Source organism: Hydrogenovibrio thermophilus (assembly GCF_004028275.1).
Classification (GTDB): domain Bacteria; phylum Pseudomonadota; class Gammaproteobacteria; order Thiomicrospirales; family Thiomicrospiraceae; genus Hydrogenovibrio; species Hydrogenovibrio thermophilus.
This window is the reverse complement of the sequence record NZ_CP035033.1, coordinates 246,823-259,098: the sequence shown is the minus strand read 5'-3', so window position 1 is coordinate 259,098 and position 12,276 is coordinate 246,823. Positions and strand designations below refer to the sequence as shown.

Genomic DNA, 12,276 nt, shown 5'->3' with positions numbered 1-12,276 from the left:
CGCGCCTAGCAGAGAACATTTTCCTGACTCGCTAAAATGTCAAAAAATCTAGGACTCGACACTAGCATGAACTTGGAACATCTACTCTACCCGAACCTCAAACCTTACGCCGAACACAGCTTGCAGGTGGACAACACCCATACCTTGCACGTTGAAGAAAGCGGGAATCCGCTCGGCTTGCCGGTGCTGTTTATCCATGGCGGGCCGGGTGGCGGTTGTTCGCCGACACAACGGCGCTTTTTCCACCCGGACCATTACCGTATCATTCTGTTCGACCAGCGCGGTTGCGGCAAATCCCGACCGCACGCCTGTCTGACAAACAACACCACCGCCCATCTGATTGAGGATATCGAAAAAATTCGCCGTCACCTCAATATCGACCGCTGGGTGTTGTTCGGCGGCTCCTGGGGCTCGACCTTGAGCTTGTTGTATGCGGAAGCCTATCCGGAACGGGTGCTGGCAATGATTCTGCGCGGCATTTTCCTATGCCGTGACGAAGACACTCGCTGGTTTTACCAGCAAGGCGCCGACCGTTTTTACCCGGATTATTGGCGGGATTTCATCGCGCCGGTGCCGGAAGACAAACGCGACGACATGATAGAAGCCTATTACGAATTGCTGACCAGCGAAAACGAAATCGCCCGCATGAGCGCCGCCGAAGCCTGGTCGATTTGGGAGGGCCGCACCTCAACCTTGAAAACCGACGCCGATCTGGTCGACCACTTCGGAGACCCTTTCCACGCGCTGGCCATGGCGCGCATCGAATGCCACTATTTCCGCCACCATGCGTTTATCGAACCCAACCAGATTCTCGATAACATCGGTTACATTCAAACGATTCCGACCACCATCGTGCAAGGACGCTATGACATGGTCTGCCCGTTCAATCAGGCCTATGCCTTGGCGAAAGCCATGCCGAAAGCGGATTTGATTGTGTGCGACCACGCCGGACATTCCGCTTTCGAGCCGGAAATCGCCGAACAGTTGGTGGAAGCGGCCAACCGAACCTATCAGAGCATTGAGCTCGATGCGTAACCCTGCCGTGAAGCCCCTATGATTTGTTTATTGCAACGCGTCACCCAAGCTGAAGTCCGTGTCGGCGGCGAGGTCATTGGGCAGATTTCACCAGGCCTGGCGGTTTTGTGCGGATTCCAGCCGCACGATGACACCGATTCCCTGAAACGCATGGCGCACAAACTGCTGCATTATCGTGTGTTTGCCGACGACAACGACAAGATGAACCTCAATGTGCAGCAAACCCAGCAAGGCGAAGGCGGCGACGTATTACTGGTGCCGCAATTCACGTTACCGGCGGACACCCGTAAAGGCTTACGCCCCAGCTTCCACACGTCGGCCCCGCCAGCGCAGGCCGAAGCGCTGTTTGAGCAATTCGTTCAAGAAATCACCGAAGCTTACCGCCCACCGCAGACCGGCCGCTTCGGCGCCGACATGCAGGTTTCGCTGACCAACGACGGGCCGGTGACCTTCTGGCTGGAGAATTAACTTTCCCCGCGTTTTCCCATCCCGTAAAAACCGCATTTCATCCAGGGGATAAAGGTTTTCATTTCCCCCAAAAGCGGCTACACTAGAATTCATAATAACTCCAGAAAACGGACTTCGGATGGTGCTCTCGGACCTACAAACGAACAAACAGGAATCGGCCCTTATTCTGGTGGTCGAGGACGATGATGTCACCCGCCTGACCTTAAGCAAGGTGCTGTCGAAATCCGGTTTTCGCGTGATTGAAGCCAACAACGGTCAAGACGGTTTTTCAATGTTCATCAAAGAAGCGCCAGACCTGATTCTGATGGACGTGATGATGCCGGTCATGGACGGCTATGCCGCCACCGAAGCGATTCGTAACTACGAAAAAGACCGCGCCGTGCCGATTCTGATGTTGACCGCGCTGGACGACATCAGCTCCATCGACCAGGCCTTCGACATCGGCGCCACCGACTTTATCACCAAACCCATCAACTGGTCGTTGCTGAGCCAGCGCGTGAAATACGCCATCAAATCGTCGTTGATTGAAGACCAGCTTCGCATGAGCCAGTCGCAATTGATTTACGCCCAAAAGCTCGCCAAACTGGGGTATTGGGAATGGGATGCCGCCTCGGACCGTGTCACCGGCTCCAGTTCGGCGTTTGAATTATTCGGCATCCCGAATCAAGCCGATGTCACACTGGAACAGTTTTTCTCCAACATCATCCCCAAAGACCTGCCGTTGATTCAACAGGCGATTGCCGATGCCACCCAAGGCTACAACGACATTCAAGTCAGCTTCCGGGTGTTGCATCACGACGGCTCCATGTCGCACATCGACTGTCTGGGCGAGGTCAGCTTCGACCAGGACGGCGAGATATTGAAAATCACCGGTTCGGCGCAGGACATCAGTCGCCTACACAAAGCCGAAACCCTGATCGATTACCAGGCCAGTCACGATAAATTGACCGATTTGGCGAACCGTTCCTTTTTCAGCAAGACACTGGCGAGCTTCATCAAGGAAGCCAATCCGAAAAAATTCAGCGCCACCGTCATCCTCGACATCGACCGCTTCAAGAAAATCAACGACAACCTCGGTCAGGAAAACGGCGATGCTTTACTTCGCACCGTGGCGCAACGCTTGAAAAAAGTCACGCGTGAAGACGACTTCGTCGCCCGACTGGGCAGTGACGAATTCGCCATTTTGATTAAAAATGCCGAGGACGCACAAGAACTGAATTTATCCTTGAGCCGAATTTTTCACGACATTTCCAAAGCCTTCACCATCCGCAATCAAGAGCTGTTCATCACCTTCTCCATCGGGGTGAGTATCATCCGTCAGGACGGCACCAAAGCCAGCGAACTGATCGCCCATGCCAACATCGCCCGCAGCGAAGCCAAGCAGCAAGGCGGTAACCAATTCCTGTTCTACCAAACCGATATGAATGCGGAATCCAAAGAACAGTTGTTGCTGGAAAACGATTTGCGCAAAGCCTTGGATCGCAATGAAATCGAAGTCTATTTCCAACCGCAAGTGGACGGCCAGACCCTGAAACCTTACGGGGCCGAAGCCCTGGTGCGCTGGCACCATCCGTCCGAAGGCCTGGTGTCACCCGCGGTCTTTATCCCTATCGCGGAAAACAACGGGATGATTGTCGAAATCGGTCAATACGTTCTGCAAAGCGCCGTGCAGGAAGCGGAAAAATGGCATGCCGACGGCTATGAGATTCACATCGGCATCAACCTGTCCGGCCGGCAGTTCTCCAGTTCCAACCTGATGAAAGACGTTCAAAGCGTCTTGCAAAACTCCCCGTTACCGGCGCAGTATCTGGATTTGGAAATCACCGAAAGTCTAGCCATGAGCAACGCCGACCATAACATCAGCATTCTCAAAGGCTTGAAAGCCATGGGGGTTACACTGTCCATCGACGACTTCGGTACCGGGTATTCCTCTCTGGCGTATCTGCACAGCTTTCCGATCGACGCCATAAAAATCGACCGCTCCTTTATCAAAAACCTGGAAACCCAGGAAGGTCAGGCCATTGTCCGAACCGTTTTGGCAATGGCGGAAAGCTTGAAGTTGAAAGTGGTGGCCGAAGGGATTGAAGACGAATTCCATGTTTCCTTCTTACAGAACAAAAACTGTGACGTTTTCCAGGGCTTTAAGTTCGGCAAGCCCATGCCGGCGGACGAGTTTCAACAATATCTTAAAAGTCACAACACCCCTTAATCGGCTATAATAAAGCTTTCGCAAAAGGAATTGGCATGTCTCAACCTGTGGATACCGACAATTTGGAAATGCTCAAGGAAGTCATCGGAGATGACTTGAAGGACATTTTGCAAAGCTATCTGGACGTCGCACCCGCCACCCTGTCGAATATCAAACAGGCCATTGCGAACGGCGATGCCGACGGCTTGAGACTGCACGCCCATACTCTCAAGGGCAGTTCCGCGAACATCGGTGCCACCGAACTGCCTCCTTTATGCCTGGTACTGGAAGACAAAGGCAAAGACGGCATCACCGACGGATTGACGGCGGACCTGTCCGCCGTTGAAGCCGAAAACGACAAGGTATCTGCGTTCCTGCAACAGTATCTCGATGCCTTTTAATCCGGTCGATACGCGACCGGCGGATTGATCTTCACACTCTAAGAGACACGATAAAATGCATTATCAAGTAACCCCTGAAGAAACGCATCTAGCCAAAAACCCACACCACATTTTCAACATCAACATCATCATCACCCACTTGTTCATTTCGATGATTGTCTTGGAAATCGGCAGCACCCCCATGCTCCTCGCGGTGCCGGTGATTTCGAGTCTGGTGATTGCCTATATTTACCGCCACCGAAAAGAGGTACGTGAACGCGGTTCCTGGTTCGTTTCGGCTCACTGGGAGCTGGCTTGGCGCCGTTGCCGTATCCTGTTGCTCAGCTACGCCATTGCCATTTTGATGGTCGCGGTCTACCTACTGATCGATTTGGTTTTTCCGGGCGGCTTCTCGATGAATGACTTTTCGGATGAAGGCTCACAAACCAACCTGGGCGAAATCATCACCATACGCTTTGCCGCCGTCGTGATTTTCGTGGCGGTATTGATTACCTTCATGCAAACCGGAATTTCGGTGTACGATGCCGGTAAAGGGATTATCGACCCGAAAATCGAAAAATTTCTGCCGCGCGGGGACGACGCCAACGCCGAGTTAGGGGAAGGCGATGATGAAGTCCGTCACGAGGGCCAAAAACACATGTCTTCTTCGGAAAGCGATCAATCATGAGTCAAAGCAAACAACGCCGTTTCCCGACTTTTCTGATTGTCTTGCTGGCCGCCGTCGGCCTGACGGCGGTGTTCATTCTGATTCCGCCGAACCGTGAAGAAGTGTCGGACAAACTGCTACCGTGGAACAGCCATTACAACCAGGCCAACCAGCTTGAAGCCCTCGGCTTGGTACTGAACCAAAGTACGCCCAACGATGCCAAAAAGCTGTTTGGTAACGATGTGGAAGTGAAAATTTTCTCGAAAAAGGATGAGTCCGGTAAAGCGGCGGAAGTCTATTTCCCATCCATGAACATCGCCACCATTCGTGGTGCCATGGCCTTAAGCTTGGATGTATCTAAAGAGGAACTGAATCGCTATTACTCACAAGGCGTTCAGACGACGGTCACCCAAACCGGCAATCGCCAGGTCACCCCGAACAGTGAAAACATCGAAAAATTGATGGCGAAGCCCATTAAGCTGGTGACACTGATTCCAAGAAAGAACCTGACCAAACGTGCGATTGAAATGCGCTTCGGTCAGCCTCAGCGCGTTGAAAAGCAATCCGATGGCCTCGAGCACTGGTTCTACCCGGATAAAGGCCTGGAAGTGCTTTATGATGAAGAAGGACCGGATGCACTGCAATATGGACCGAGCATCCAGTAATAATCGAAAGAACTTAAGCCGAACGGCTTAAGTTTCTTTTTTCCAATGACCGCTCTTACCGCCTTTCTTTTCCAATAACTGCACCTGATCGATCACCATGCCTTTATCGACGGCTTTACACATGTCGTATAACGTTAAAGCCGCCGTCGAAGCCGCGGTCAGGGCTTCCATTTCCACCCCGGTCTGACCGACCAACTTGCACGTGGCGTAAATTTCCACGCAACTCTTCTCTTCGTCGGGAATCAGTTCCACCTTTACCGAGGTCAGCATCAACGGATGGCACATCGGAATCAAATCCGGCGTGCGTTTGGCTGCCATAATGCCGGCAATGCGGGCCGTGGCCATGACGTCGCCTTTCTTGTGCTTGCCTTCCAGAATCATCTGCAAGGTTTCCGGTAACATCTTAATGACCGCCATGGCACGTGCTTCCCGCGCCGTATTGTCCTTCTCGCTGACATCCACCATACGCGCCTGGCCTTTGGCGTCCAAATGCGTTAATTCGAGTTCTTTCGACATCTCCGTCCCCTGTTATTGTTAAACCATTTCCGCGAACGGATAGAATTTGACTCGATCGCCTTTGGAGACCGTTTGATCTTCGGGAATCACCACAAAGCCTTCCGCCCAGACCGTTGAGGTCAATACACCGGAACCTTGTTTCGGATAAACCTGCGCCACGGTTTTCTGTTCGCCTTCCGGAACCGTAATCCGGGCACGAGCAAACTCACGGCGGAAATTGGCGTTCGGCCAATCGAAATCGGCTTCCAACCAAATCGGCGTGATACAAATGTTTTTTACACCCTGCATCTGCATCAAATACGGCCGTGCAAACAGGTTAAAGGTGGCAAAGGCCGACACCGGATTCCCCGGCAAACCGATAAACGGCGTGCCTTGAATCTGACCAAACGCTAAGGGTTTCCCAGGCTTCATTTTCACTTTCCACATTTCCAGCGAGCCCAGCGACTCGATTGCCGGTTTGATATGGTCTTCTTCCCCAACGGAGACGCCGCCGGTTGTCATCACCACATCGGCTAGCTCCGCCGCTTGCTTCATGACGTCAATGGTTTCTTCCAGGGTGTCTTTGACGTGTCCAAGATCAATCAGCTCAAAGCCCAGTTTCGGCAAGGCACCCGCCAACACATAGCGGTTGGCATTGAAAATTTTGCCCGGTTGCGGTGTTTCGCCCGGTTCCAACAGTTCGTCACCCGTCGTGAAGGTGGCGATTTTAAGCGGTCGGTACACGGTGACTTCGTCAATGCCGATGGAGGCAATCAATCCTAAATCCTGCGAGCGCAAACGATGACCTTTTTCCAAAATCGCGGTACCGGCTTCAATGTCCTCACCGGTTTTACGGATACTTTGACCAGGCCTGGTGGATTTGGCGGTAATCCGTACCTTGTCACCAACCATCTCCGTCTCTTCTTGCATGATGACGGCATTGGCGCCTTTTGGAATCGGTGCGCCGGTAAAGATGCGCGCGACCGTGCCGACTTCCAGCGGTTCCGGCGTGGCGCCGGCCGGAATGCGCTGACTGACTCGGAAAGTGTCTTCGTGAGTCAAGTCCATACGGTCAATGGCATAACCGTCCATTTCACTGTTATCGTGTGGCGGAACCATGACACTGGAAACCACTGGCTCGGCCAGCACGCGCCCCATGGCCTCGGCAATGGCTACGGTTTCGGTTTGACGGGTTTTCTTGGCTTGGCTGACAAGATACGACAGCGCTTCATCAAATGTCTTCATGGTGTTTTCTCTTAAAAAAATCCCCGCGTCGGCGGGGAAATCTGACAGATAGTATGTTCGTTAAAAAAGGTTATTGCAACCAACGCTGCTCGGCTTCCTTATCGGAAACCCGTGCATCCACCCAACGGGTTTCGCCATTCGGGAACGTCTCTTTTTTCCAGAAAGGCGCATTGGTTTTGAGGTAATCCATAATAAAATGTGCCGCCTCGAAAGCGGCTTCTCGATGACGGGAAGTCACCGCTACCAGCACGATCTGATCGCACGGCATCATCTGACCGATGCGGTGAATGATCAAACTGCTCTGCAAGGGCCAGCGTTCGTGCGCTTCCAGACGAATTTTTTCCAGCGCTTTTTCCGTCATGCCCGGATAATGTTCCAACTCCAGAACGGAAATATCATCGCCTTCATTGATGTCACGAACCGTTCCGGTAAAGGACACCACGGCACCGATGTCCTTGTGCCCGGCACGAATGGTGTTAATCTCTTCGGTGAGGTCGAAATCCTCTTGTTGGATTCGAACAAACGGAAAGTCGTTCAACTCAGCCTCCCGTCACCGGTGGGAAAAACGCCACTTCGTCACCAGGTTTCAACTCGGTTTTACGGTCGGCGACATCATGATTGACCGCAATTTGCAGGTTAAGGTTATCCTTCAACGCCTGTTGCCAAATTTCACCGCGTTCCGCCAGTGCATTCAACACGCAATCCACCGTCTTATAAGACTCCAACGGTAGCTGTTCCTGACTTTTACCAAGCGTTTCGCGAAAGCTGGCGAAGTACAAAATCTCTAACATAATCTGACTCCTAAAAATGCCGACGGCTCAGCCGCCTAACGAGACCATTTGTCTGAATTCGATGTTATGAACGTTTTCATTGAAGAAGTGACGTTCCGGTTTCTTTTCCATGGCTTTAACAATCAATTGCTTGAGTTCGTCATCTGAAATGCCGTCACGGATCGGTGTGCGTAAATCGACCGAATCTTCCTGCCCCAAGCATAGCGCCAGTACGCCACGCGCCGTTAAGCGCACTCGGTTACAAGACTCACAAAAATGCTGGGAGACCGCCGAAATCACGCCTACGCGGGTATCGGTCCCTTTAATCCAGAAATTTTTGGAGGGGCCGTCGTGGCTTTTGCCTGTGGACGGAATCAAATCGGTGCCGACATGCGCTTTGATGCGCGCCATGATTTTATCCATCGGATAATGCTGGTCCATCAGGCTAATGCCCGCTTCACCAATCGGCATGGTTTCGATAAAGCGTACTTCCACGCCCTTTTCGATACCGTAATCGACCATAGACTCGATTTCACCGTCATTGGTGCCTTTCATGACCACCATATTGAATTTAATTGGGTTCAACCCGGCTTCCAGCCCAGCATCCACACCGGCCAGTACTTTTTGCAAATCTCCGCCTCGGGTGATTTGATGAAAGAGATCCGGCTTCAAGGAATCGATGGAAATGTTGGCGCGTGTCACACCCGCTTCTTTCAATGCCACGGCATGCTTGGCCAAATGGTGTGCGTTGGTCGAAAGCGCAATCTCTTTCAAACCCTCATAAGGACTGATGTCGGAAACGAAATCCGCCAGCCCTTTGCGTACCAACGGCTCACCGCCGGTCAGGCGTACCTTAGTGACACCCAATTCAACAAAGGCTTTGATAATGCGAGCCAGCTCGTCGAAATCCAGGTATTCGGTGTGACGCCCTTCCGGGTGCGCACCCTGTTCCGGCATGCAGTAACCGCACCGATAATTGCACTTATCGGTCACGGAAACTCTTAAGTATTCGATTTTGCGGTTAAACGGGTCAATCAACGCCATAAAAACTTCGTTATTTCTTTGTGGGAAGAACGCTATATTCTACTGGAATTTAATGGGATAGCAAGCGGAAAAAGCATTTTTTAAGGCATAAAACCCTTTGTTTTTAAAGGCTTTATGCGCTAAAAGACGCAATAAAAAAGCCCGCTAAAAAGCGGGCTTTTTTATCTTAGTGTCAGACGAAGTCCGACATCAGATTACATACCTGCGTGACCAACACCTGGTGGGTCTTCGTGCATACGCTGAGGAACGTTATACTGAGGCGTCCCGTCAGGTAGGCGACGTGCTTGTACGTAGTTTTGAACATTACCTTTACCGTCACCAACCATGTAGTCAGGACAGTCTTTCATGCAACGTTCGTTATGAACAACCGGACGGTGGTCACAGAAGAAGTTACCTTGGTTCTTCATGAACTTGTTTTGCTTCATCAACAAATCAGCGTTGTAGAAAGCATCATCTTCAAGCTCGATTTTTTCACCGTTTTCGTCGATACCGATTGGAATGTAGTTCGACTGCATGATGTAACCGGTAATACCCATGTAACCTGCATCACCGATGAACGGTGCGTTTGGCGTCCAGAAAGGCATTGTACGACGAACATAATCGAAGAAGGTTACCGCATACGGCCAGTAGTTACCAACAGTCTTCATCGGCGCTGGATCACGGAAGTCAGAAGTCACTAGGTTTTCCTCTACCGCTAGCGGTAGGTAACCTTTCGCACCTTCACCGAATTCACCGTGACACATTGCACAAAACTGAACGTAAACACGCGCACCTTCTTCAACTGTCATACCGACAGAAGGATCCGGCAAGCCGTTACCGTCACCGTCTACAACGATGTTCCACTTAGACATAGCCGCTTCGGAAATCGGCGTACCGAATCCATAAGCCACAAAGCTACCGTCGTCATAGTAGTTTTTCGCAACACTTTCGTGAACTTCAACGAAGGCCGCCGGAACTTTACATTGAGCGTTACCGTGGTTACCACCGTCGATGCTGTCGTCAACTTCAAACGAGTAAGGGTTGTTCGGGTCTAGTTTCCCTTCCAAACCGGCACGACCGTAAGTCGCATCTTTACCCAAAATCGCTTCGATGACTTTCGCATCTAGGTATTTACCATCATTTTCTTTGATGATTTCAACGTAGTTAGCAGCGTATTTACCGTCGATTTTACCAGCGTCACCGCTGTTGCTACCGGAGTTGCCACTCATTGCATAAGCCGTGCTGGCCGCAACCAATGCAACCGCACCGGCTAGGATTGTTTTCTTAGTACTGAACATTTTCAATCATACCTCCGTTTTTGCCGTTATCCCAAGCGTGAATACGCCAAGTAACCATCGCTGTACGGTGGTAAACGTTGTTCGTACCTTCCAATTTACGCATTTGAGGCATAGGTGGCTGAACGTAACCGGTTTCATCGGTTACACGGCTCATCATAAAGGCTTCAGAACCATCCCAGTCCCACTCAACTTCGAAACGAGTCCAAGCTTTGTCCAGAACCGGTGAAGTGAAGTGTGCTTCTTTCCAGTTTTTACCGCCGTCGAACGAAACGTCAACGTGGGAAACTTTACCGCGACCAGACCAAGCCAGACCACGGACGAAGTATTTACCAGGTCCTTGCATCTTGAAGTCAGGTGATGGGTAAGTGATAACCGAGTTGGCTTCCATGTACCAAGAGAAACGCTGAGCGGTACCATCCGGCATCAATTCAGTGTATTTAGAGGTTTCTTCACGGTGTTGAGCTGGTACATCATGTACTTGGATACGACGTAGGTATTTAACCCACATGTTCGCTTCACAACCAGGCACAACCAAACGGATTGGGTAACCTTGTTCACGACGTAGCGCTTCACCGTTCTGAGCGTAAGCTACGAAACAGTCATCCATCGCCAAATCGATTGGAATCGAACGAGTCAAACCAGCGGCGTCAGCCCCTTCAGGAATCAACCACTTACCTTCTGGCTTGATACCGGCTTCTTTCAACAGGTCAGACAGACGAACACCTGTGTATTCCACACAAGACATCATACCGTGTGTCCATTGAACCGAGTTCAACTGAACCCCTTTCCATTCCATCGCGCCGTTCGCAGGACATTCGATGAAGTGAATACGGGAAATGGATGGGAAACGCTTCAAGTCATCAACCGTGAAGATCAATGGGCGCTCAACCAAACCGTGGATAACCAAACGGTGGTTAGCTGGATCGATGGTCGGTACACCACCGTGGAAACGTTCAAAGTGAAGACCGTTAGGCGTGATGATACCGTTCAAGCTCTGTAGCGGAGTCATCGTGATGGAAGCCATGGAATCCGGCGTCAACCATTCCAATGTACGACGCTGAACTTCTTTCTCGTATGGAGAAGGCATCCCGTATGGGTACTTACGAACACCAAACCCTAGAGACTTACGGGCCGGGCCATCTTCAAGCACCTGTGTAATTTCTTCTTTTCCAGCGTAAGGCGCAACCGCTTTCGCAGGATCATATTTACCAGCCTCAGCTGCAGAAGCGGCTTTCGTAAACAGAACGCCCCCTGCAACAGCCGCACTTCCCTTTAGGAAGGCACGACGGCCTTGGTTGCGGCTATCATCAGACTGAACTGCAACCTTTTCAACGATTTTATCTGTCATTTATTGCTCCTTGATTGGCATTTAAGTAAAAAACGCCTCAGATTCAAGAGTTTAACCATTTATAGTAGCTTATATATCTATGTGCTCGACTGCACAAGCATAGCCAAGCACAGTTTTGCTAACGTGTAATAATATGTTTTATGGCTTTTGACTGCAACCTTTTCGCCCCCGAAAAATTAGGATTTGCTTATATAATTTTTTTATGGGTCGCTGGCGAAATTCTATGCTTTTTCAAAGTCCGGGCAGATTTTCACGTCGACAAATCGGTCCGGCTTTCGGATTTTCAATGTCTTCGGCCACTTGCGCCAGGCACTTTTGCACTTCGTCGATGCTCAATACCGAAAGAATCTTATTCATAATGGTTGGGTGAATCGCGACGGTGGTGAACTCGCCCGACGCGAGTTTGATCTGAACCCCACAAGCATCCGCCACCGCACCTTCTTCATTGCCTTCAATTTGCGCGGCCTGGTCGCCGAACAGCAAATCGGAATACAGGGTTTCCAATTCTTCGGCCATCGCATCGCTCAACTCACCGTCAATCGACACCGAAAACGACACTTCACCGTTGCCCTCCTCTTCACGAGCGATTTGAGCGGTTAAACCCTGTCCCTCAACGGCCTCGCAAAAACGTTTGGCAATGAGTTCGTCGAAAAAGGTGTATTCAAAATTGTCTAACATGGCGTTTCCTTATCAC

Annotated in this window: 14 protein-coding genes; 6 read left to right on the top strand and 8 right to left on the bottom strand. The window is 51.0% G+C overall.

Annotated elements, in window-relative coordinates; all coding sequences use genetic code 11:
• The first annotated feature begins 66 nt into the window (after positions 1-66).
• The 6 genes from pip (at position 67) to EPV75_RS01100 (ending at position 5,403) form a co-directional block, all read left to right on the top strand.
• On the top strand, positions 67-1,035 hold the full coding sequence (gene pip, locus EPV75_RS01125) for a prolyl aminopeptidase (RefSeq protein ID WP_128384188.1): 969 nt from the start codon (positions 67-69) through the stop codon (positions 1,033-1,035).
• Between the two features lie 18 nt (positions 1,036-1,053).
• Complete coding sequence (gene dtd / locus EPV75_RS01120; RefSeq protein WP_128384187.1) at positions 1,054-1,503, top strand: D-aminoacyl-tRNA deacylase; 450 nt, start codon at positions 1,054-1,056, stop codon at positions 1,501-1,503.
• A gap of 118 nt (positions 1,504-1,621) precedes the next feature.
• Positions 1,622-3,712, top strand: a complete 2,091-nt coding sequence (locus tag EPV75_RS01115; RefSeq protein ID WP_128384186.1) for a two-component system response regulator — start codon at positions 1,622-1,624, stop codon at positions 3,710-3,712.
• A 35-nt stretch (positions 3,713-3,747) separates the two neighbouring features.
• Positions 3,748-4,092: an Hpt domain-containing protein gene (locus EPV75_RS01110; RefSeq protein WP_128384185.1), complete on the top strand. Its 345-nt coding sequence runs from the start codon at positions 3,748-3,750 to the stop codon at positions 4,090-4,092.
• Positions 4,093-4,147: 55 nt separating this feature from the next.
• Positions 4,148-4,759, top strand: a complete 612-nt coding sequence (locus tag EPV75_RS01105; protein WP_029939432.1) for a hypothetical protein — start codon at positions 4,148-4,150, stop codon at positions 4,757-4,759.
• Positions 4,756-5,403 carry a hypothetical protein gene (locus EPV75_RS01100; RefSeq protein ID WP_128384184.1) on the top strand — a complete coding sequence of 216 codons (648 nt, stop codon included), beginning with the start codon at positions 4,756-4,758 and terminating at the stop codon, positions 5,401-5,403. Before EPV75_RS01105 ends, EPV75_RS01100 begins: the two co-directional genes overlap by 4 nt.
• Positions 5,404-5,430: 27 nt before the next feature.
• Here the strand turns inward: EPV75_RS01100 and moaC are convergent, their stop codons facing one another.
• The 8 genes from moaC to EPV75_RS01060 all read right to left on the bottom strand — a co-directional run bounded on the left by moaC (position 5,431) and on the right by EPV75_RS01060 (position 12,260).
• Positions 5,431-5,919 carry a cyclic pyranopterin monophosphate synthase MoaC gene (moaC, locus tag EPV75_RS01095; RefSeq protein WP_029939430.1) on the bottom strand — a complete coding sequence of 163 codons (489 nt, stop codon included), beginning with the start codon at positions 5,917-5,919 and terminating at the stop codon, positions 5,431-5,433.
• Between the two features lie 18 nt (positions 5,920-5,937).
• Positions 5,938-7,143: a molybdopterin molybdotransferase MoeA gene (locus EPV75_RS01090; RefSeq protein WP_128384183.1), complete on the bottom strand. Its 1,206-nt coding sequence runs from the start codon at positions 7,141-7,143 to the stop codon at positions 5,938-5,940.
• 70 nt (positions 7,144-7,213) lie between these two features.
• Positions 7,214-7,681 (bottom strand): molybdopterin synthase catalytic subunit MoaE, encoded by a 468-nt coding sequence (gene moaE, locus EPV75_RS01085; protein ID WP_128384182.1) that lies wholly within the window; start codon positions 7,679-7,681, stop codon positions 7,214-7,216.
• 1 nt (position 7,682) lies between these two features.
• Entirely contained in the window at positions 7,683-7,934 is a 252-nt protein-coding gene (moaD, locus tag EPV75_RS01080; protein WP_029939427.1) for a molybdopterin converting factor subunit 1, read from the bottom strand.
• 27 nt (positions 7,935-7,961) lie between these two features.
• Positions 7,962-8,957: a GTP 3',8-cyclase MoaA gene (moaA, locus tag EPV75_RS01075; RefSeq protein ID WP_127120290.1), complete on the bottom strand. Its 996-nt coding sequence runs from the start codon at positions 8,955-8,957 to the stop codon at positions 7,962-7,964.
• A 194-nt stretch (positions 8,958-9,151) separates the two neighbouring features.
• On the bottom strand, positions 9,152-10,234 hold the full coding sequence (locus tag EPV75_RS01070; RefSeq protein ID WP_029939425.1) for a c-type cytochrome: 1,083 nt from the start codon (positions 10,232-10,234) through the stop codon (positions 9,152-9,154).
• Positions 10,221-11,582 carry a sulfite dehydrogenase gene (soxC, locus tag EPV75_RS01065; protein ID WP_029939424.1) on the bottom strand — a complete coding sequence of 454 codons (1,362 nt, stop codon included), beginning with the start codon at positions 11,580-11,582 and terminating at the stop codon, positions 10,221-10,223. The genes EPV75_RS01070 and soxC overlap by 14 nt, the downstream gene beginning before the upstream one ends.
• 231 nt (positions 11,583-11,813) lie before the next feature.
• Positions 11,814-12,260: a hypothetical protein gene (locus EPV75_RS01060; RefSeq protein WP_128384181.1), complete on the bottom strand. Its 447-nt coding sequence runs from the start codon at positions 12,258-12,260 to the stop codon at positions 11,814-11,816.
• Between the last annotated feature and the right edge of the window lie 16 nt (positions 12,261-12,276).